The 19003-nt window shown below is 48.6% G+C and carries 25 protein-coding genes and 1 pseudogene; 10 read left to right on the top strand and 16 right to left on the bottom strand.

What is annotated here, in order from left to right; translation table 11 throughout:
- Positions 1 to 7 precede the first annotated feature (7 nt).
- A pseudogene (locus tag MKY22_RS08100) lies at positions 8 to 280 on the bottom strand (glucose PTS transporter subunit EIIB); the annotation flags it as partial.
- A gap of 426 nt (positions 281 to 706) precedes the next feature.
- Here MKY22_RS08100 and MKY22_RS08095 point away from each other — a divergent pair.
- Together MKY22_RS08095 and MKY22_RS08090 are read left to right on the top strand one after the other, a co-directional pair.
- Complete coding sequence (locus MKY22_RS08095; RefSeq protein ID WP_341088148.1) at positions 707 to 922, top strand: hypothetical protein; 216 nt, start codon at positions 707 to 709, stop codon at positions 920 to 922.
- An 18-nt stretch (positions 923 to 940) separates the two neighbouring features.
- Positions 941 to 1117, top strand: coding sequence for a hypothetical protein (locus tag MKY22_RS08090; protein WP_341088145.1), 177 nt, complete (start codon positions 941 to 943; stop codon positions 1115 to 1117).
- A 47-nt stretch (positions 1118 to 1164) separates the two neighbouring features.
- On the opposite strand, the gene MKY22_RS08085 is transcribed toward MKY22_RS08090, so the two are convergent.
- Positions 1165 to 2349 (bottom strand): hypothetical protein, encoded by a 1185-nt coding sequence (locus MKY22_RS08085; protein WP_035408013.1) that lies wholly within the window; start codon positions 2347 to 2349, stop codon positions 1165 to 1167.
- A 21-nt stretch (positions 2350 to 2370) separates the two neighbouring features.
- A complete protein-coding gene (locus tag MKY22_RS08080; RefSeq protein ID WP_312087034.1) occupies positions 2371 to 2967 on the bottom strand; it encodes a hypothetical protein in 597 nt (198 codons plus the stop codon).
- A gap of 148 nt (positions 2968 to 3115) precedes the next feature.
- On the opposite strand from MKY22_RS08080, the gene MKY22_RS08075 reads away from it, so the two are divergent.
- The gene (locus tag MKY22_RS08075; protein ID WP_341088136.1) at positions 3116 to 3262 is read left to right on the top strand and encodes a hypothetical protein; all 147 of its coding nucleotides are present in this window, start codon (positions 3116 to 3118) and stop codon (positions 3260 to 3262) included.
- Positions 3263 to 3297: 35 nt separating this feature from the next.
- Here MKY22_RS08075 and MKY22_RS08070 read toward each other — a convergent pair whose 3' ends face one another.
- Genes MKY22_RS08070 through MKY22_RS08050 form a run of 5 tightly spaced genes read right to left on the bottom strand, consistent with a single transcriptional unit; the run spans position 3298 to position 6998 of the window.
- Positions 3298 to 4089 carry a protein phosphatase 2C domain-containing protein gene (locus tag MKY22_RS08070; RefSeq protein WP_341088135.1) on the bottom strand — a complete coding sequence of 264 codons (792 nt, stop codon included), beginning with the start codon at positions 4087 to 4089 and terminating at the stop codon, positions 3298 to 3300.
- An 18-nt stretch (positions 4090 to 4107) separates the two neighbouring features.
- A complete protein-coding gene (locus tag MKY22_RS08065) occupies positions 4108 to 4335 on the bottom strand; it encodes an alpha/beta hydrolase (RefSeq protein ID WP_341088134.1) in 228 nt (75 codons plus the stop codon).
- The gene (locus tag MKY22_RS08060; protein ID WP_341088133.1) at positions 4332 to 5027 is read right to left on the bottom strand and encodes an alpha/beta hydrolase; all 696 of its coding nucleotides are present in this window, start codon (positions 5025 to 5027) and stop codon (positions 4332 to 4334) included. Before MKY22_RS08060 ends, MKY22_RS08065 begins: the two co-directional genes overlap by 4 nt.
- A 34-nt stretch (positions 5028 to 5061) precedes the next feature.
- Entirely contained in the window at positions 5062 to 6510 is a 1449-nt protein-coding gene (locus tag MKY22_RS08055; protein ID WP_341088132.1) for a PH domain-containing protein, read from the bottom strand.
- Positions 6507 to 6998, bottom strand: a complete 492-nt coding sequence (locus MKY22_RS08050) for a PH domain-containing protein (RefSeq protein ID WP_341088130.1) — start codon at positions 6996 to 6998, stop codon at positions 6507 to 6509. Before MKY22_RS08050 ends, MKY22_RS08055 begins: the two co-directional genes overlap by 4 nt.
- Before the next feature lie 126 nt (positions 6999 to 7124).
- On the opposite strand from MKY22_RS08050, the gene MKY22_RS08045 reads away from it, so the two are divergent.
- Positions 7125 to 7580, top strand: coding sequence for a hypothetical protein (locus tag MKY22_RS08045; protein ID WP_023468294.1), 456 nt, complete (start codon positions 7125 to 7127; stop codon positions 7578 to 7580).
- A gap of 17 nt (positions 7581 to 7597) precedes the next feature.
- Here the strand turns inward: MKY22_RS08045 and MKY22_RS08040 are convergent, their stop codons facing one another.
- Positions 7598 to 8029, bottom strand: coding sequence for a MarR family winged helix-turn-helix transcriptional regulator (locus tag MKY22_RS08040; protein WP_341088126.1), 432 nt, complete (start codon positions 8027 to 8029; stop codon positions 7598 to 7600).
- A 108-nt stretch (positions 8030 to 8137) separates the two neighbouring features.
- On the opposite strand from MKY22_RS08040, the gene MKY22_RS08035 reads away from it, so the two are divergent.
- Positions 8138 to 8560: an organic hydroperoxide resistance protein gene (locus tag MKY22_RS08035; RefSeq protein ID WP_023468292.1), complete on the top strand. Its 423-nt coding sequence runs from the start codon at positions 8138 to 8140 to the stop codon at positions 8558 to 8560.
- 345 nt (positions 8561 to 8905) lie between these two features.
- Here MKY22_RS08035 and MKY22_RS08030 read toward each other — a convergent pair whose 3' ends face one another.
- Positions 8906 to 10042, bottom strand: a complete 1137-nt coding sequence (locus MKY22_RS08030) for a Six-bladed beta-propeller, TolB-like protein (RefSeq protein WP_341088119.1) — start codon at positions 10040 to 10042, stop codon at positions 8906 to 8908.
- A 140-nt stretch (positions 10043 to 10182) separates the two neighbouring features.
- On the opposite strand from MKY22_RS08030, the gene MKY22_RS08025 reads away from it, so the two are divergent.
- From MKY22_RS08025 to MKY22_RS08010, 4 genes are all read left to right on the top strand, one after another.
- Positions 10183 to 11250, top strand: coding sequence for a GTP pyrophosphokinase (locus MKY22_RS08025; RefSeq protein ID WP_290783884.1), 1068 nt, complete (start codon positions 10183 to 10185; stop codon positions 11248 to 11250).
- A gap of 71 nt (positions 11251 to 11321) precedes the next feature.
- The gene (locus tag MKY22_RS08020; RefSeq protein WP_341088111.1) at positions 11322 to 11765 is read left to right on the top strand and encodes a MarR family winged helix-turn-helix transcriptional regulator; all 444 of its coding nucleotides are present in this window, start codon (positions 11322 to 11324) and stop codon (positions 11763 to 11765) included.
- A 72-nt stretch (positions 11766 to 11837) separates the two neighbouring features.
- Positions 11838 to 12323, top strand: a complete 486-nt coding sequence (locus MKY22_RS08015) for a tetratricopeptide repeat protein (RefSeq protein ID WP_341088107.1) — start codon at positions 11838 to 11840, stop codon at positions 12321 to 12323.
- A gap of 83 nt (positions 12324 to 12406) precedes the next feature.
- Positions 12407 to 12652, top strand: a complete 246-nt coding sequence (locus MKY22_RS08010; RefSeq protein WP_341088105.1) for a hypothetical protein — start codon at positions 12407 to 12409, stop codon at positions 12650 to 12652.
- Positions 12653 to 12730: 78 nt separating this feature from the next.
- On the opposite strand, the gene MKY22_RS08005 is transcribed toward MKY22_RS08010, so the two are convergent.
- The 5 genes from MKY22_RS08005 to MKY22_RS07985 are packed head-to-tail and all read right to left on the bottom strand — an operon-like array spanning position 12731 to position 16897.
- The gene (locus tag MKY22_RS08005) at positions 12731 to 13615 is read right to left on the bottom strand and encodes an aminoglycoside phosphotransferase family protein (RefSeq protein WP_341088102.1); all 885 of its coding nucleotides are present in this window, start codon (positions 13613 to 13615) and stop codon (positions 12731 to 12733) included.
- Between the two features lie 51 nt (positions 13616 to 13666).
- On the bottom strand, positions 13667 to 14224 hold the full coding sequence (locus MKY22_RS08000) for a guanylate kinase (protein WP_214853717.1): 558 nt from the start codon (positions 14222 to 14224) through the stop codon (positions 13667 to 13669).
- Between the two features lie 10 nt (positions 14225 to 14234).
- Positions 14235 to 14684, bottom strand: a complete 450-nt coding sequence (locus MKY22_RS07995) for a hypothetical protein (RefSeq protein ID WP_035408033.1) — start codon at positions 14682 to 14684, stop codon at positions 14235 to 14237.
- 12 nt (positions 14685 to 14696) lie between these two features.
- A complete protein-coding gene (locus MKY22_RS07990) occupies positions 14697 to 15419 on the bottom strand; it encodes a glycerophosphodiester phosphodiesterase (protein WP_341088096.1) in 723 nt (240 codons plus the stop codon).
- Complete coding sequence (locus tag MKY22_RS07985) at positions 15419 to 16897, bottom strand: carboxypeptidase M32 (RefSeq protein WP_290750307.1); 1479 nt, start codon at positions 16895 to 16897, stop codon at positions 15419 to 15421. Before MKY22_RS07985 ends, MKY22_RS07990 begins: the two co-directional genes overlap by 1 nt.
- Before the next feature lie 146 nt (positions 16898 to 17043).
- On the opposite strand from MKY22_RS07985, the gene MKY22_RS07980 reads away from it, so the two are divergent.
- Positions 17044 to 17673: a serine/threonine protein kinase gene (locus MKY22_RS07980; RefSeq protein WP_341088090.1), complete on the top strand. Its 630-nt coding sequence runs from the start codon at positions 17044 to 17046 to the stop codon at positions 17671 to 17673.
- Positions 17674 to 17735: 62 nt separating this feature from the next.
- Here MKY22_RS07980 and MKY22_RS07975 read toward each other — a convergent pair.
- Positions 17736 to 18898, bottom strand: a protein-coding gene (locus MKY22_RS07975; RefSeq protein WP_341085934.1) for an IS3 family transposase whose coding sequence is annotated in 2 segments (ribosomal slippage) — positions 17736 to 18622 and positions 18622 to 18898 — 1164 coding nt in all. Because the reading frame shifts where the segments join, the coding sequence is not laid out codon by codon here.
- Between the last annotated feature and the right edge of the window lie 105 nt (positions 18899 to 19003).

The raw sequence follows: 19003 nt of genomic DNA, 5'->3' as shown, positions 1-19003 counted from the left end.
TCCTATTTTACTTTCGAACACTTTTAATCTTTTCTTCCATTTTATCTCGAACTTGACCAACTGATAGTTCAACTATTATTTGGATCGCTTGTTTATTTCGAACTAAGCCATGTGCTCCATGTTTTCTAAAAACTTGTTCACTTTCTAGTTTTTCAGGATCTTTTACTGTAACACGTAATCTCGTTGCACAGTTTGTAATATCTTGAATATTTGCAGCGCCATCTAAATCTGCTAAAAAGTATTCAGCTAATTGTTCAAAAGAACTGCTTCCACCTGTATTTCCTAATTTCTTCTCTTTGTAATCTGCTTTCGTAAATAACTTGCTTTAAGGTTTAACATTCTAAGCGAAAAAAGATAAAAGATATCACTAACTTTTATCTTCAATACTATTAATAGGGGCATTTTTAAAATCATATTAAGCAACTAAGTGGATATACCCCATCTCAAATATACAGAAGACATTATCAAAGCCAATTACTCTACATAAAAAAAGACCCTAGGATTCGGGGGTTAAATAAGGTTGAGTTTTAGAAAAAAGGAGTATATCATCGCTTAGAATTCTAAGATTATTTAGCCAATATGAAAGGCTATTAATTCCTTAGCATAGGAAAAAGTCGATTTATTTCATCCAGAAATTGACTTAGCGTATGTTTTCCGCGTTTTGTTGGGGGGACCCCTCAATAAGGAAAATAAAGGAGGAACCTTGATGTTAAACCGATTACTTGCCGTCATCTTGACCACCACGCTCGTTTGCACCGTCCTAGCATACATATCCTATACACCGCTCCGAGATCGGACATCGGATACGATGTATGAATCATTCGGTTCAACATTTTTGTTTTACGTCTTAGCGACCTTGCCGATCATCTTGCTGTCCGGCTTCTTACTCGACTTCCTTATCGGCATGATCATCAACCGGTGATCGACGACATTAGCGTATGTGCCGACAGTCCTCGGTTACGGAGTGTACGGTATCGTGATCGCGAGTCTCCTGATTCTCTTGACGACGAAGGACGCATTTGACCTGCCGCTTTCTTTTACGATCGCTGCTCTGACAGCAATGATCTATTACAGTCTGTCCGTCGTCTTTAATCGATTGTCACAGCACGCGCACTAAAAAAACGAACAGACACGTCTGCTTACTCGCGGACGTGCCTGTTCGTGTTATTCTGCTTCCGTTCGTTCAATCGTGATGACACCCGGTGGACGATGTGGGAAGGTCAACGTCAGACCGGCAAAGCGACAAATATCATCTTCGTTCGGTGCCCGGTGCACCCACTCGATCGTCTCTTGCCTTGCTAGCGCGTGGCGGATCCGGTTATCGGCTTGTGTACGCGAGATGCCGCGGCAATCAACGTTCGTGATATACGTTGCTTCGTCCGACTCGATCTGTTGCCAAATCCCGAGGATCAGTTGACCAATCGGACTGACGGATTGACCATCCGGTTCTTCACTGCTGACGGCAGCATCGAGCATTTCGATGACAGCGTCACAAGTCTCACCGGAAGCAAGCAATCGCGTCGATCCTTGTTGTAGAATCCGGTAACGCGTCACGCCGTTCTCGAGCCACAAGCGCTGTGCGAATGGATTGACCGGAACACCGTGGAAAAATGTCTGCGTCCCGCGCCAAGCAAAACCAAATGATGGGTCGTACGCCCGAATCGTCGCCATGGCACGATCATGGAACTTAGCGATCGTCTGTCGTTCCGTTTCCAGTAAGTTTCGGATCGCCTCTTCATCCTCTAACGGTACCGACTTTGGTGTCACAGTAAATAATTCCGATTCCGGTAAGCGGTGTGGGGACAAAATCGTTCCGTCGAAACGATAATCGTTCGCCGGACGTCCAGTACGCCCGACGGATAAGCGCCACGTCCGTTCTTCCGGCATGAAGGCATAACTTTGATGGGCAAAAGGTGGTGCGACGAACAGTCCCGGAAACGGATCGAATGTGTCGACTCGCAGGACGTCACCGTCATACCAGCACTCTTCGATCAGACGGACGAGCCGTCCGACGGGTGCATTACGGTCCGTCAGGTAACGACCGGTATTAGCATGGAAACCGAGCAGAAATTCCCGCTCTTCTTCTTGGAACGTCACCATCAAGAGTTGGAACAACGAGGCAATCTGCTGCTCGACGAGTTGCGGATCCTCCCCCGTCTCTGCCTCAAACGCGACCATCTTCCAGCCGGACCGTTCATAGAGATGAATCGTCACCGGGAAGAACAGGAAGGCACCATGTGTCGCTTCGAGTTTGACCATGTCTTGCATCGCTAGGCGTTCCGTCAGTAAGGAAAAGCCCATTCGTTCGAAATGATCTTGCAGCCGTCGTTTCCAATGTGTGAATTCCACGCAACCATCCCCTCTCGCAAATTACGCGCCGCGTTTTCGTAACGGATTCTTCGACCAGTAGATATAAAGACCGACCAGCCCTGCAATGCCTATGATATAAGACGGCAATCCACTGACCTGAATCAAGACGTCCGGTGCCGGGAAGATCGTCACGAGCAGTGCCTTATAGGTTGAAAATAGAATGAAACTGATGACGAATTGAATCCAGACCCGCGACTTGACTTGTTTAAGCTTCGGTGCCGTGATGACTTGAGACATCGCATCGATCAAGAACAAGGCGATGATTGAGAAGAATAAGTAATCAATCAAGGCAAACTGGAACAATCCGTCAATCCCTTCAATGAAAATGAACATCAAGATCGAGGAGACGTAGTTGCGTGTCCAGCGTTTCTGCGTCTCCATCCGGTGCCGCTGCGGTAACTCGGCGATCATCTGGTCAAGACGTGCCTCGACGGATAGACCGTGGACCTCTTCGAATGGTCGTTGTTTTCGCTGAGCTTCATAGATGTCTGCCCGCAGGCGATCTTCGATTTCCGTCCGGTCCGGTTCTGCAACGTTCAGATTCAATCGTGGTAAAACGGTTTCTAATAAACGTGTGTTGGCTTTCGTTAATTTCAATCGATTTCCCCCTTTTTCATGTTTAAGTATACTGGGTTTTTGGGAAAAATACGTAGTGGAAGTAAAAGATTGCTTGACGAAACGATGAAGAATGTTCAGAATTATTAAAATATAGTGTCGAAATCAGACAGAAAGGACGTGTCGGACCATGCGTCAAACATTGACGAGCGCCGCCTTGATCACCTTACTGACAAGTGCGGGCATCGCCTTCCCGTTGGCTGAAACGAAGCCACCCGTTGACCAAGAACCGGTCGAACTCGATCAGCAACAGGAACAAACGCCTGAAACAGAATAACAATAACCCGCGCTCAAGCAGGAGCGCGGGTTATTTCATGTATCACTTGGTTGGGTTACGCGTTCGTTAATCGTGACCGTCCACGTGACGACCGTCGTGCTGTCACGAACGCCCTGTACCTCGATCGTCGAGAGAAGTTCTTTGACACCACCTGATCGTAAAGTTTCCTCGATCTGCATCGCGTCAGCATATGGGGTTCCCGGGCACTCAAGCAAACCATCCGTCGTCACGAACAACTGATTCTCGCCTTGGCGCAATTCGCGGATCCCACGCGCGTAACTCGGGACCGGTAACGCAAACGTGTTCGCGTGTCCAATCCATTCATAGAATTGACGCTGGTTCAAGGCGGCTTGTCCCATCTTCATCAGCTCCGGGTGAAACAGATACAAGACGACGTCACCGACCGAGAACCACCAGATGAAACGCCCTTTCCGGACCGCAATCAGACACGCCGTCTCCCCTTGCAATGTCGCACACGCCGCTAAAAAGTCCGGATCTTGAAATAGATCCAGCACGGTCGTTTCGATTCGTCGGAATGCGTCCGTAAGTGGGGCATCAAGATCAGTCCGAATGCGCGACTCGTGTTGCGCTAACTGCTGTAAGACAAGTGCCGCACTATCCGCTGTCTTATGAGCGTCTAAGACGACGGTCATCTCCCAATCGTCGCCGATCAAGATGGCAGCCCCGTCTTCGTTTTTATATTGTCCGCTTCTTGAGCAGCCTCCGAATCGCCCAAGCGTTATCCGACCAATCTGGTCAATCTGCTTCGTGTCGACGAATGATTCGTCGGATCCGACCCAGTAGTAGGATGATTGTCTCGTCTGCATGCTTCCGTCTTCCCTTCTTTACATATCCCGCAAGTAAGGTTGCAGGAACAAACGCAATCGTTTTTCATAGTTGTCCGGATCAATCGTATATGTCTCACCATGTCCGGCATCACGAACCGGATACAATTGTTTTAATCCGGTTTTTGCTTGATACAGCTCGTACATCATCCGAACCGGGACGAGGTCGTCCTTCAGTCCATGGATGAACAGCGTTGGAACCCGGATTTTCGTCGCTTGGCGCGTCACCGAGAGTCGCCGAAGAAGAAGTCCTGTTCCCCTTTGTTCCACATGCTTGCGACCGTCAGAGACGGCAGTGCCGGGTAACGGATCTGTTCGTCCGCGAGTAGACTGAACCAGTCGTCGAGTCGGGCGTAAGCTCCTTCAGCAACGATCGCCCGGACTTGTGTCGGTACGGTCTCGCCAGAAGCGAGTAAGACGGTCGCTGCGCCGACACCGAGTCCGTGATAGACGATCCGTGTATCGTCTCCGTTTTCAGCAAGCAGGCGTTTCGTCCATTCCAAGACATCCAGTCGATCGAGCCAACCGTAGTTCCGGACGCCACCGCTTCGATCCTGCCCACGCCGTTCGATGAGTAGGACATTGAAATCAGCCTCATGGTAATAGCGGGTAAGCGCATAAACACCGGTCTGTGAAAACATCATCTCATCCGGGACGAGGAGGACTGTCTGTTTGCTACCGTCAACCGGTAGATAACGACCGAAGCGGACGAGCCCGTCCTTCGACCATTGCTGTGTCTCGCTCGTTTGTTTGAACCATGTCTCGTCTTTCGTCACCTGTCCGTCCGTTCTCGTCGTCTTCAGAATCGGAGAAGCGTCCGACTGACCGATCAATGTTTCTTGCATCCGGTATCCATCATAGACGATGAACAGTAGCAGACACGTGACGAGCAACACGATGCCGATTCCCCATTTGCGCATGTGCTTCGCTTCCTTTCCGACAGTGAGTCTTTCCTTATTCGTCGTCGGTTTTCACTTCCCCTGCTAACGGGGTCGAAAGGAACGATTGTTTATACCAGCGCTGTAAGGTATCGATATCCGTTCTTTCAAAATAGAGCGCGTTAAAGGCAGTATTACCCCGCAGTTGAATCTCAATCCGGGCAATCTCCTTTGCTTCGAGCCAGCGGGAGACGGACCAGGTCAGTTCCTCGATCTTCAGTCGTGGCGTATAGACGGTCTCTTTTTGGACCCATTGTTTGCGTAACATCAAGAGATCGTAACCGGTTCCGAAACGGGTCTTTCGGTAACCGCTGCGCACAGCGAAGTAATAGAACGGTAACCAGATGAACAGAAGCAAGATCAGGAAGCGCCATGAGGAATCAAGGACGATGATGAAGACACTGCTTAATGCAGTAAACAACAGCGCATAACCGAGTAACGGCCACCGGACCCGGTAGCGAAAGCCAATCGGTGCGACTTCATACTGTGGGCGGAACTGACGAAAGCGCGGCAGATACGTCGCCAGGAACGCATCAATCTCGTTCGTTCGGATGAACGGATGGAGCAGCAGTCGCTCCTTCTCTCCAGTCGCCGAGATGATGTGTAAGGACAGGCTCGCTCGTCCGATCAAACGCTGAATCCAGCTTTCTTGAATGACGAGGGCTTGAATCTTATCGGCATGAAACGCAACCTCGGTCCGGTTCAACATCCCGTACCCGATCAACAATCGGTTGTTTTGCAAGACGGCACGGTAGGAACCGTATTTCAAGATATAGACGATGATCGAGCCGATGTAGATGACGAGTAAGACGAGTACGCCAAGTCCCGTCAAAACGAACAACGATAAATGAGCGAGTTCCGAGAACAGTCGATCGACATAACGTTCAATGAACTGATCGATGAATTGATAGGCGGTCCCGATCCCGACGAGCGCTAGTCCGACGCGTCCTGACAAGGCACCGGCTAATGCCAAATCGCGGACAGGGATCGTATAGGCGACTTCCGCCTGTTGTTCTTCGACGACGAGCTGTCCCTCGTTTTTGATCGACGACTTCAGTTCTTTCGCAAAATCAAGACGGATCCCCTTCAGTTCGACTTCCGGTGTTCCGCTCTCAGACGATGTCTCGACGGTCAACGTCGCAAGACGCAACAGTCTTTCGATGACGTTTTGCTGAATGCCGATCGACTCGATCCGTTTACGTTGCGTCGTCCGTTCACTTTTTTGGAGAATTCCTTTGCGGACCCGAATCGTCTCGGCATCAATCGTGAACGTATAGAAATACCAGGAGGCGATCCCGTATAAGAGGACGAACACAATCCCAACACTGATCCCGATCCACGTATAGGTGTTGATCTCGCCTTTTCGGATCGCATTTAAAATCAAGGCGGCGAACGGAATCAGGAGCGAGCGGATGATCGAGATACTCGACATCACGATGAACAGCGGGTGGACGCGCCGGGTCATAACGATTCCTCCTCCCGCTCCTCGAGTTTCGCGAATCGTTCGACTTGTGTGCGTAGCGAGTCTCCTTGAGCACGATCGAGTCTTGACAACGTGACGAAGCCGGATGCCGTTCGAATATCAAGTGTGATCAAATCATAGCGACGCAGGATCGGTCCCGTTTGGCTATCGATCAATTGCACCTTGACGAGCGGCACGGTGACTTCGCGGCGGAAGAAGATGCCGTTGCGGACGACGAGAAATTCCTCATCGATGCGATAACGCATATACTTCAAGCGAAGAACGGGTATGTAGACGATACGGGGAATGAAATAGATCAGCCAAAGCAGACCGACGATGCCCATCCACCAAGGTGTCAGGTCGAGCCACATGACTTGGGTGATCGTCGTTCCGATCAAGATGACGGCGATCAAGCCATGTAACGGCAACAATCCGAGCCGTTCTGCTCGAATCGATCGTTCTGGCAGCGTATGCCATTGTACAGTAGACATCAAAAAACACTTCCTTTCGTTTCCATTTACGGTTAAAAACGTCGCTTGGTTTCAGACAGCGGTTGACATTTTGTTTGATTTCATCGCATATATAGAAGTGAAGAACTGTAACACCAAGGAGGAACCATGTTAACTTTTGAAGAAAAACTACGAATTATCGAGACCTTCCCACAACTCGTCCGAAAAGATGTCTCGCTGAAGCGCGTCAATTTCCAATTTCCGGACAGTCAGTATGAGAAGAAGAATCTCGTCTATCATTTGCATCCGAACGGTAACGGCTTCGTCTATGCCGCTGGTCTACCAGGTTATGAAACGGACGAAAAAGGTTTCGTCAACATCCGTGAATTCTCAGAACCTGCTTTAATTCTCTTATTAGAAGATGCAATCAAAGCACTCTCAACAGTCCAATCGGTCGAAACACTCGAAGAAACATGGGTCAACGATAACCAGTTCGAATTGACGTTGCTCAATGAAGACATCGACACGTGGCTCGTCTACGCCGGTGATCTTTTAGACGGTGCATTCAACTCGTATAAGGAAGCAGCGAACTATCTTGAAGAAGAAGGCTTCCGCCGTAAATAAGACAATGAGCGATCCGGTTAATCCGGGTCGCTCATTTTCATGACGAGACGATTCAGTGCCGCTTTGACGACTTGAAGATCTTCTTCATCGACGTCGAGTGTTTGGACGAGATCAAGCGGAACGGTCTCTGCTTGTTTCCGTAACGCACGACCGGCATCTGTCAAAAAAATCTGGATGTGTCGTTCGTCTTCCGGCTTACGGACGCGTCGCAACAAATCTGCTGCTTCGAGTTTCTTTAGTAACGGCGTCAACGTACCGGAGTCAAGATGGAGCCGTTCGCCGATGGCTTTAAGCGATTGTCCCTCCTCCTCCCAGACGACGAGCATGACGAGATATTGTGGATACGTCAGACCGAGGGGTTCAAGTAACGGACGATAACGACGCGTGATCTCACGCGAAATCGCATAAAACGGAAAACAGAGTTGTTCATCTAAAGCTAACGGGTTCATAAAAAATTCCTCCTATCGTGAGCAAACGAGTTGCATTTCGATTTAAATTGTATACAATCTAATTGTAAGCTACTTATTTGAATCTAACAACGAAAGGGAGTTACACACATGAAACCAATGTTCACATCATCTGCAACAGCTGTCGGAGGTCGCGACGGACGCGTCGTATCGGAGGACGGAATCCTTGACGTCGCCCTCGCAATGCCAGTACCAGGATCGAAAAAACAAGCAACGAACCCAGAACAACTCTTTGCTGCAGGATACTCTGCTTGCTTCGACTCTGCTTTAAACATGGTCGCTCGCAAACAAGGGATCAAACATGATGGCAGTGAAGTTACAGCACACGTGACGTTAAACGAAGCAGCTGACGGATTCATGCTTTCAGTCGAACTTGATGTTCTCGTCCGCGGGATCTCAGAAGAAGCGGCCGCTGAACTCGCGAAAGTCGCGCATACGGTCTGCCCTTACTCACGTGCAACTGCTGGAAACATTCAAGTCGACGTCTACACACGTACGACTGACGCAGAATAAGTGTAGCATTTCTAGCCAGCCTGAGGTTTACTCTCGGCTGGTTTTTTGTTTTTTATATTAATTATGGTATCTGAAATAATTATATGTTCATACAGACGGGACTGATTCAAAAGTCAGTTTTTACAAAGATAAGGTTGGCAGATCATCATTCTGCCAACCTTATCTCGTAACAAAAAGAATGACGCGTCTTTTCACGCCCTTTCCTCAGGCGAGACACAAGCCAGTTTTCCAGCCTTATTCAAGCAGGAAATCGGGTCTTGTTTGTCTCTGACAGCGAAAAGATGCGCTTTTTCTGTAGGAGTAGCGTGTGACGCGTCATTCTTTTTTTGAGTCAGTCCCACTTTTTTATAGTTGATGGACTGATAAGATGACAAGTTCCCCGGACACAGTGACATAATAGGCATCCTCGAACCGATAGCGTTCATTGTGTTCTGCATCATAGACGGTGACCATCGGTTCCGCGTTGTCTCCAATCGCTTCGTGTAGATAGAAGCGTCCCCGTAAGACACGTTCGAACGGTTCTTTATCGAGGAATCGGGCACCATTGCGTAAGTTGATTATTTCATGATGGTGCTCGGATCGGTCATTAACGATGAAGATCGTCGACTCAACATCATCGTATGTGAAATCGAGCGGTTCGTAGTCACTCCACTGGATCCGGGCGACCTCTTCGACACTCGCTTCCGTATCAATCCGGTAAAAGATTTCTTCGTTCAGACGATCGGTATAGGCACTGAAGATGAGATGCCCTTCTTGTTCCCCGAGATACTGGACGGTATCCCCTTCCCCATCTAATTTCAATAGTGTCGCAAACGATAAATGTTCGACACCTTGTTCAATCTCCTCAATCAAGGTCGAAAGTGGTGCGATCAACAGACTTTCGGAGTGATCAATCGGATCTTCTGGTGAGATGACACCACTTTCAAGGGCGTCATAGAACGAGAACTCATCGAGCCGAGCGTTACAGACGATGTACTCCTTGTCTTCGAGCGTGACGAGAAAGAAATAGAGTTCCCGGTAATTCTCCGTCATCCCGTAGAGCCGTGGATCGCGAATCGTCTGCCGTGATTCGTCCTTGACGTCATACAAAAACGCGGACGTCGTATCCGTCGTCTGCAAGAATACGAGATAGTTGTCATTGAGCACCCAGTAGAGCGTCAAATCCCCTTCCACGTAAAACGACGCAATCTGCTCCCGTTTACCGGACAAGAGATCGATAACGAGCACTTCCGTCTCCCCGCCCTGCTCTTGCGTATGTTCATTCAAACAATAGACTCTTCCGTGCCGCACGAACGGTCGGGTCGGTCCGTGATCCGTCAAAGCCTGCTGCGTCAGATCGACTTGTTCTTGATCTTCAAGATCATACCGACTGATGTGGTAACGGGCGTCATCGAGGCGACGTCGAAAATAGATCGACGACGGTGTGACATGCAAGACATCCATATGATCGGCAGGTAAAGCACGGGCATCCACTATTTCCATTTTCAATCTCCTCCTGAACACATACTACTTGTCTTTTTCCCACGAATCGTACTGCTTCAAACAGGGTCTTCTTGTGCGTTTAGTGAAGCAGAGTGCTACAATATGGCTAGATGACTACAGGATGAGGAAGGTGCAAAACGGTGCAATCACAAGATTTAAATACGATGATGCTCGAATACGTCAATGATAAGGAAGAATATGATGCCTATGCCGACAAGTTGAAGATGCTCTTGTCCGAGCTGTTGGACGCGGCAGGCATCAAATACCACTCAATCGTCGCCCGGACGAAAGACTCCGAGAGCCTGTATCAAAAGGTCTTACGGCAACCGAATAAATACCGTTCGCTCAAGGACGTCCATGACTTGACCGGGATCCGGATCGTTACCTATTTCCATGATGACGTTCGGGAAGCGGCGCGAATCATCGAGAATGAGTTTGCGATCGATCGCGATCAATCGGTCGATAAGTCGACCTTGCTCGATACGACGGAATTCGGTTACCTCTCGGTCCACTTCGTCGCGTCACTCAGTGAACAGCGGCTTGCCTTAAGCGAGTATGGACGTTTCAAGGACTATACGGCAGAGATTCAGATCCGCTCGATCCTTCAACATGCGTGGGCCGAGATCGAGCATGATCTTGGATATAAAAATCCGAACAGCGTCCCGGCAGAAGTCCGGCGTAGCTTCAGTCGGGTGGCAGGACTTCTAGAGATCGCCGATCAGGAGTTCGTCAACATCAAGAAGCAATTGAAACAATTCGAAGACGAGACGGTCCAACAAATCTTGTCTGATCCGCATCAAGTCCGGATCACAGCAGATAACTTGAATTACTTCATCGACCACTCCCCCGTCATCAGCGAACTCGACAAACGTCTCGTCACGTCACAAATGATGCTCGATTCCGATCAACAGTTGATCAACGAACTGATCCGAATGTTCCATTACGTCGATATCCGGACGTACGGTGAACTGATTGAAGCGGTCTCGACACATAGTCCGCTCGCCTTACGTTGTGCAAAGGTCATGCCGAATCCATTCCTGCCTCGTCAAGGAATCGGGATCGCCTATATCTGTATGGCATTGACGATCGCTGGTGAAGATACGCACCGCATTGACTACTTCTTCCGCCGTTTCTATCCGGAATTACGCAACGTCGAAGAAATCGTCGCCCGTGTCGTCGAGTCAGATGATTCAAGAGAAAAATATTGATTAAACTAAAATTTTTCACTATACTAAATCACGAGTGAAAGAAACTACGGTATAGAAAGAGTGAAGGATACATGGCAACTACACTAGAAGTAGCACAACGCGATCAGTTGATCGTTGATACGGAAAAAGGATTACGGATGAACTACCGCGCGATCAAAAAGGACGTGCGTAGCATGTTTACGACTTACTTGACACGTAACGAGTTCTTCATCTTAAAATCACTTTGTGCGAACAGTCCCCAAATTGCTTCAGCGCTCTCGCAAGAGTTCCAATTTTCAGCAAGCATGATTACGGCTCTGGCAGACGAATTGACGAAAAAAGAGTTGATCTCACGTGAGCGAAGCGAGCTCGATCGTCGCGTCGTCGAACTGCGGGCAACACCGAAAGGCATTGAGCTTTACGAAAAACTCGAGTCGATGAAGATGGATTACCTTGCAGACGTCTTTGAGGACTTCTCGGATCAGGAACTGGAGTTGTTCCGTTCGCTCTTAATGAAGCTTGAAAAAACAGTCTAAGCTGTTCGATGGAACGGATCCGGTCAAAAGCGATCGGATCCGTTTTTTAGTAATCGATTAGGAGGAAACACGATGTTTGATTTCGAATCAGTGCAACACTTACGAAAGACAGGGCAGTATGAAGCAGCAAAGGAACTCGTCCGTCAGTATGTCGAAACAGCCCCTAACGATCCGGCGGTCCTCTATCAGATGGCCTGGTGTCATGATAGTCTTGGTGAGGAACAGGCTGCTGTCCCCTACTATGAACAAGCACTTGCGCTCGGTCTTGCTGGTGAGGACCGCTTGCAAGCTTATATCGGGCTCGGAAGTACATACCGCGTCATCGGTCAGTTCAAAGAAGCATCAAGCGTTTTCCGAAGCGCGTTGCTTGAATTTCCAGACGCTCACGCCTTACAAGCATTCCTCGCGATGACGGAGTACAACCTCGGTCAAGTCAATCAGGCTGTCGGTCGGTTACTCAAGAGTCTTGCTGCGACGTCGTCGGACGCCTCGATTCAGACATTTAACCGGGCACTTCGTTATTATGCCGATCATTTGGACGAGATCGACACGGAATAAAGCAACAGTTGACGATGGATTGGTTCGCACAGCATAATGTAACAGCCAAGCGGACTCGCTTTTGGCAGGAAAGGAAGTTAATGATGTCATCAAAAAAAGTATGGACAGTAGAAGGTTATGAAGAACAAGGGCAAGAAAAACATGGTAAGGCAAGTAAGTCAGAAACCTATACGACTGAAGCGGATGCTAAGAAAGCCGCTAAGAAGATGGCGGATCAAAACGATCATCTCGACGTCTACTTGATTTATACGAATACGGTAAACGGTAAAACTGAAGAACGGTTCTTCAATTCGAACGGCAAGTATAGTGAAGAAGGATTCGAATGGTAATCTCCCTTTTCATTTAAAGGTCCACTCAAAAAAATGGATTCGTATCTCTTCAAGTGAGAAACGAATCCATTTTTTTAGTCATGATTTTTGCCTCTCATACCAAAGCGGTGTTTCACACTGAAATCCATCGTGGTCTCGGATGATCCGCTGAACACGTCGTTGCATTGCCTCCAATCCGTCTACATCGAACCGTTTTGCCCAGACGAGAGACGAGAAGACGACCATCGCCATATAGAGGCTGTAGATCTGCCAAAAGTTAGACGGTACTTTGCTCTCGAAGTATCCATCGATCATGTGACGGGCAAAGACGGGACTCGTCTCGACTTGAAACAATCCACATTTGACGAAGTCATGCCACGGATCGCCGTAATCATGGTTCCCGTAATCTAGGAAGGCACAGAGATGTCCATTCTCAACAAGAAGATTATCGAGATGGACATCGTCATGTTGCAGTTGATTCGGACGCTCAGCTAAAAGTGAAAGCCTTAAAAGGATGAACCGATCGAGTCGCTCGATCCACTCTGGCTCAAGCAACCCATTAACTGCTGCGCGATAGCGGTCATGTTTCGCCTGACAACGTTCTTTCCATGCCGCCGTCCCGCTCGGTGCTATCACGTCATGAATGCTTCTCAACGCTCGCCCTGTCTCCTGACCGAGTCGAGGAGCTAATTCTGGTGACTCGAGAAGCACGCTCCGAACGGTTCGTCCGGGTAGGTATGGATAAATGCCGTACGCGGTCGTCGCAGTCCGTCCGGTCGCTAGCGGTAAGGCGTGAGAAATTCCCTTTTGTTCTGGGACCATTAAAGCCGCCTCTCGTTCAAACTGACGACTTAATGGGTCCGTCACGACCTTGACGATGTAGTGTGCTGTTGTTGTCTTGACGAACCAGACAGCTTGGTGCGAGCGTCCGGCAAGCCGTCTAACGCTATCGATATCGGTCAGTAATGGATGATCTGGTAGCATGAAGACTCCTTTCTGAAGACAAAAAGAGGACGCTTACTTGCGTCCTCTTCGTCATGCCTGTGGAATATAGCTGGCAATGATCTCAAGCAGATCGGCATACGCCGTTTCGAAATCGATGTTTTCGATCATATAATCGTAGTGATCGCGGTCTTTCCACGCTTCCTCGTAATCGACGAGTCGCGCTTCGAACTCCGGTGTATCACCGCGCATCAACAATCGCTCCTTCATCAAATCGGGTGGGACCGAGACGAAGATCGTGATGACTTGGTCACCAAACAGACGTTTAAAGTTTGCTGCTCCTTTTGGATCGATGTCCTTGATGACGATTTGATCCTGTTCGAGGACATCGACATACGCTTGCCGTGGTGTTCCGTACCACGCGCGATGAACATGGGCGTATTCGATGAACCCGTCCTCTTGGATCAGTTGCTGGAACGTCTTGACGTCGACGAAGTGATAGCTTGCTCCATCAATTTCCGTCGGACGTTTCGGTCGTGTCGTCACTGACGGGATGAATCGGACGTGTGCGTATTCCGTCCGCAGACGTTTGATTAGGGAAGACTTTCCGCTGCCCGATCCACCAATCAAGAGAATGATTTTACCTGACATCGTTTTCCCCCTATTGTTGTGTCGTGAAATAACCTGTAAAGCGGAGCGCGAACTGTTCTAGTTCACTATCAACGACCGTCCCGTATATTGGTCGGATGACGATCAAGTAGCGTTCATACGAGATGATCCGGGACGTCTCATTACGTGTCATCTGGACTTGGGCTTCCGGGTAACTCTCAACATAGTACCAATCGACCGCAATCCGTTCATCGGATGGGGTCTCATAGATCCAAGTCACCGTCGTTCCATTAGCAGGAAGGGTGCTTTTCAAGGTGAAGCGCTGAATCTGCTTCAATTCACGTTTCGCTGATGCAAGTCCTGCCTCATAATCCGCAGGACGCATCGGTGTCGTCGTCACTTGCTTCGGTTTTGGTTCCGGCAAGCGGGCAAAGCCAAGCTGGAGACCGACGAATAAGGCGACGAGCGACAAACTGATGACGAATACGTATTCCTTGCGCATCCCTTCCCCTCCTCATCCTTCGAGTGTGTCGCGCATTCCTTTTGGATCATTGACGATGACGACGTCAACACCGATCGTTTGCATCTGACGGACATCGTCGATCGTCTTCGGGGTATAGACCCGAACCGTGACGTCTTGTGCGTGAGCGAACGCGACATCCGCCTCCGTCACGCGTCGGTAATCGGGATGAATCCCTGTCGCACCGATCCGGAGGGCTTGTTCTTCCGGATGATAGATCGGATACGGATACAGAATCGCCGTCTCGACGCTCGGGTCAAGCTTGCGAATCAGAGCAACCGAATAATGGTTGAACGAACTGAACAACAACCGATCCGTCGCAATGCCGTGCGCCGCGCAACGCTCGAGGACATACGCTTCAATGCCATCATAGCGAATCGTATCCGTCTTCAGCTCGATGTTGAGCCGCAGTGTCGCTGGTGCGAGGATTGCGAGTACTTCGTCAAGCGTCGGAATCTTCGTCTTGATCGCTTCTCCTTTGAAACGTGCTCCGGCATCGAGTGCTTGCAGTTCAGCGACCGTCATGTCGATCACACGCCCTGTCCCGTTCGTCGTCCGGTTGACAGTCTCGTCATGAATGATGACACCAACACCATCCTTTGAGAAATGGACATCGAACTCGACACCATCGACGTCGTCTTCGATCGCAGCGGCGATTGCTTCGAGCGTGTTCTCAGGAAAACGGTCACTGACACCGCGGTGTGCAAACCATAACATCAGAGTGCCTCGACGACACGCGTGTATTTCTTCGTCAAGTAGTTGACGAGGGGTGCGACCGAGATCGATTGACCCGTTGCTGCTTCGATCAGTTCAGCCGGTGTCTTCGATTTCCCGTGACGGTGAATGTTTTCCTTCAGCCAGCTTTTGATCGGTGCGAGTGTACCAGCTGCAATCAGACCATCGACGTTTTCGACGTCACGACGAAGCGCTTCGTTCAATTGTGCCGCGTAGACGAGACCGAGCGCATAGCTTGGGAAGTAACCGAACGAGCCACCTGACCAGTGGACGTCTTGTAAGACCCCTTTATCGTCACTCGGGACATCGACGCCGAGATACTCTTTATAGAGACGGTTCCATTCTTGCGGGAGATCCTTCACTTCGAGTTCTTTCGTCATCAGGCGTTTTTCAAGTTCGTACCGAATGATGATATGAAGGGCATATGTCAATTCATCGGCTTCGATCCGAATGAGGGACGGCTTGACTTCGTTGACCGCTGCGTAGAAGCGTTCGAATGGGACGTCAGCAAGCGACGGGATTGCTTGTTGTAGACCATGATAACGTGCTGATAAGAAGCCTTGATTACGTCCGATGAAATTCTCGAAGAACAGTGATTGTGATTCGTGGATCCCCATCGAAGCACCTTCACCGAGACCAAGTGAATCGAGTTCCGGTTCGATACCTTGCTCATACGTCGCGTGTCCGGCTTCATGCATCGTGCCGAAGACGGAGTTCCGGTAGTCGTTCTCATCATATTTCGTCGTGATCCGCGCATCCTTCCGGTTGATCGTCGTTTGGAACGGGTGAACCGTCTCATCCAATCGACCGGACGTGAAGTCATAACCGATATCGCGGAGCCATTCTTGATTCAAGGCGATCTGTGTCTCGCGGTCCGCTGACCAATCAAGCGTCGGGAAGTCTTTTCCTTCGAGTTGACTGAGCAAACCAATGATTGCTTGACGAAGTTCCGCAAACAATGGATCGAGTGTTGCGACCGTCATCCCTGGCTCATAGTCATGCAGGAGCGCGTCATACGGGTGCGCGTCATAACCCCAATACTCAACAAACTGGCGTTCCATCGCGACGATTTTCTCGAGATATGGTTCAAACATCGACCAATCATTCGCGTCCTTCGCCTTTTCCCAGACACTCTCGGCTTCCGAAATCAACGTGATGAACGTTTGATACTCGGCTTCTGGAATCTTCGAGTCGCGATCGAATGCTTCTTTTGCTTTCGCGAACGAGATCGCTTCGATGCCCGTCAGCGTCTCTTGCTCCATCGCTGCCAGTAATTGTTGGTACGTTTTTCCTGTCCGGCGACGGAAGCTCTCTGTTGAGAGGAATCCGATCGAAGCGGAACGGTTCGCTGCACCTTGATCCGGCATGTATGTCCGCATATCCCAGTATAGTAATGCGACGGCTTCTTCGTATGCGCGAAGACCATCAAAATGGTCGCGCCATTGTTGTGTCGTTGACATGATTATAGACCCCCTTGAAGTATGTAACAGTGTAGCATTTTTAGCATATCACAAAATGTTCAAAACTTTCACACACGAATGATTTTTGAAACTTTTCCCGTCAGACGAGCGTATAATGAACATACGATCAAGCAGAGCGAAAGGAAGTGGCAACAGTGAAGACAGACGCTGAGTTAGCCGAGTTGATTCAGTTGAAAGAAACGGGACCGGTCTGTACGATCGAACATCTCCCAAAAGAGCTCGACTGGATCGGCACCGGTCGTAGCGCCTATGTATTCCGGGTTCGTGGCACCGACCGCGTCATCAAGAAGTTCTATCCGTCATTTCGTCCTCTCGCTGAGTTAGAAGGTGGCATTTATGAACAACTGACGATGTTTTCGACGTATGCGAGGATGTTCGAATATGGACCCGATTACCTTGTGCTCGAATACATCGAAGGACAAACGTTATTCGAATGCCTCGTCAGCGGGACCTATATTCCAGAATCCGTCTTGACGACTGTCGATGCAGCGCTAGCAGAAGCACGCGCCGTAGGTCTTAATCCATCAGATATTCATCTACGCAATATTTTATTAACGGCAAATGGAGCACGGATCATCGATGTCGCAAGGTTCCGTCAAACCGAACCGTGTACACAATGGGATGATTTGAAGAAAGCCTACCAGTATGTCTATGCAAAACCGTTCTTCCCGAAAAAACTGAGCGAGACGTTCCTCAATACGATCGCTGATGTCTATAAGGGACGCTTGTTCGAATCGATTCGAAAGACCGGTTAATTGAAAACGCGATGCTCCTCTAGACTGACCTAGCAATATGAGACACATATAAAACACCTTGATTAGGCTGCCTGTACACCGTATTTTTTCGGTGTCAGGTAGCCTAATTTTTCTTGGATTCGTTCTTCGTTATAGTAATTTAAGTAATTAGTAACGCGTTCAGAGACCTCATGGTCTCTTAGTGAATTAAATTTGACGTACTGGAATTCCTCGGACTTTAAATTAGAGTGGAACGATTCGATAACTGCGTTGTCCCAACAGTTTCCTCTACGAGACATGCTGCTTGTTAGGTGATTCCTTTTAACGAATTCTTGAAAGGCGTATGACGTATAGACACTTCCTTGGTCCGAATGAAGGATGACCCCTTCGGGATAGTTTCGATTCTCAAGCGCTATCTTCAACGTATCAATCACAAGAGACGTTTGTTGATGCTCGTATAACTTGTATGCGACGATTTCGTTATTAAAAAGATCCATGATGGTGGAAAGATATTTCGTCGTGCTGCCGTATTGGATATAGGTGATATCCGTCACCCACTTTTGATTCGGTTTACTTGCTGTGAAATCGCGCTTGATGAGATCCGGTACCGTTATGATGCGCTCACCTTGAGACTTCCATCTTCGCTTCGGCTTGATCCGACATTGGAGATGGTGTTTTTGCATGATTTTCTGTACGGTATTCCGATTGGCTTTTAACTGATAGATTTGCTGTAATAATGCCTTTATTTTTCGATGTCCATTCCGATACTTCGTCTGTTTACTTAGTTCAATGACGGTTTTTTCGAGCACCGAAGGTGCTTTCACAGATTCCTTAATCCAACGGTAATAGCTTGCTCTTGGTACATTCAAAGCGCTAAGAATGGCGGTGATTGTATACTTTCTCCGAAGAAACTCTACAATTTTTAAGACTACTTCTTTCTCAACTCTCTTTCGATTTCCATGTACTTTTTTAAGATTTCATTTTCCATCTTCAGATGTGACATTTGTCGTTCTCTCTTGTCATCCTCACTCGCAGAATCTGGACCATGTCCATAGGTATATTGTTTACCGATTGGCTGATCAAATCGATAATGTTCGTTAGAGCGATACCATCTCATCCATGTTTTGATTTGAGATTCATTTTTGATTCCGTACTTCTCCATGATTTCTCTCGTCGTTAACTTACCACTCAGCTTATCTTTGACTACTGCCCATTTCACTTCACTTGAATATACGTTTTTGCCCATGCAAAAACACCTCCGATGTTAGTACTTTTTAAAAGTGTACCACTCCGAAGGTGTTTTATATTGTCTCAAAATTTTAGGTTAGCCCACCTCCTTGTGAGGAAACAT

Source organism: Exiguobacterium sp. FSL W8-0210 (genome assembly GCF_038006045.1).
Taxonomy (GTDB): Bacteria; Bacillota; Bacilli; order Exiguobacteriales; family Exiguobacteriaceae; genus Exiguobacterium_A.
This window is presented reverse-complemented; position numbering and strand designations above follow the sequence as displayed.

What these genes read in the sequence shown, in the direction of transcription:
- MKY22_RS08095 (WP_341088148.1), top strand. Translation starts at nt 707, where the DNA reads ATGTTAAACCGATTACTTGCCGTCATCTTGACCACCACGCTCGTTTGC.
- MKY22_RS08075 (WP_341088136.1), top strand. Translation starts at nt 3,116, where the DNA reads ATGCGTCAAACATTGACGAGCGCCGCCTTGATCACCTTACTGACAAGT.
- MKY22_RS08070 (WP_341088135.1), bottom strand. Translation starts at nt 4,089, where the DNA reads ATGCAGACGAGACAATCATCCTACTACTGGGTCGGATCCGACGAATCA.
- MKY22_RS08060 (WP_341088133.1), bottom strand. Translation starts at nt 5,027, where the DNA reads ATGCGCAAATGGGGAATCGGCATCGTGTTGCTCGTCACGTGTCTGCTA.
- MKY22_RS08055 (WP_341088132.1), bottom strand. Translation starts at nt 6,510, where the DNA reads ATGACCCGGCGCGTCCACCCGCTGTTCATCGTGATGTCGAGTATCTCG.
- MKY22_RS08050 (WP_341088130.1), bottom strand. Translation starts at nt 6,998, where the DNA reads ATGTCTACTGTACAATGGCATACGCTGCCAGAACGATCGATTCGAGCA.
- MKY22_RS08045 (WP_023468294.1), top strand. Translation starts at nt 7,125, where the DNA reads ATGTTAACTTTTGAAGAAAAACTACGAATTATCGAGACCTTCCCACAA.
- MKY22_RS08040 (WP_341088126.1), bottom strand. Translation starts at nt 8,029, where the DNA reads ATGAACCCGTTAGCTTTAGATGAACAACTCTGTTTTCCGTTTTATGCG.
- MKY22_RS08035 (WP_023468292.1), top strand. Translation starts at nt 8,138, where the DNA reads ATGAAACCAATGTTCACATCATCTGCAACAGCTGTCGGAGGTCGCGAC.
- MKY22_RS08030 (WP_341088119.1), bottom strand. Translation starts at nt 10,042, where the DNA reads ATGGAAATAGTGGATGCCCGTGCTTTACCTGCCGATCATATGGATGTC.
- MKY22_RS08020 (WP_341088111.1), top strand. Translation starts at nt 11,322, where the DNA reads ATGGCAACTACACTAGAAGTAGCACAACGCGATCAGTTGATCGTTGAT.
- MKY22_RS08015 (WP_341088107.1), top strand. Translation starts at nt 11,838, where the DNA reads ATGTTTGATTTCGAATCAGTGCAACACTTACGAAAGACAGGGCAGTAT.
- MKY22_RS08010 (WP_341088105.1), top strand. Translation starts at nt 12,407, where the DNA reads ATGTCATCAAAAAAAGTATGGACAGTAGAAGGTTATGAAGAACAAGGG.
- MKY22_RS08005 (WP_341088102.1), bottom strand. Translation starts at nt 13,615, where the DNA reads ATGCTACCAGATCATCCATTACTGACCGATATCGATAGCGTTAGACGG.
- MKY22_RS08000 (WP_214853717.1), bottom strand. Translation starts at nt 14,224, where the DNA reads ATGTCAGGTAAAATCATTCTCTTGATTGGTGGATCGGGCAGCGGAAAG.
- MKY22_RS07995 (WP_035408033.1), bottom strand. Translation starts at nt 14,684, where the DNA reads ATGCGCAAGGAATACGTATTCGTCATCAGTTTGTCGCTCGTCGCCTTA.
- MKY22_RS07990 (WP_341088096.1), bottom strand. Translation starts at nt 15,419, where the DNA reads ATGTTATGGTTTGCACACCGCGGTGTCAGTGACCGTTTTCCTGAGAAC.
- MKY22_RS07985 (WP_290750307.1), bottom strand. Translation starts at nt 16,897, where the DNA reads ATGTCAACGACACAACAATGGCGCGACCATTTTGATGGTCTTCGCGCA.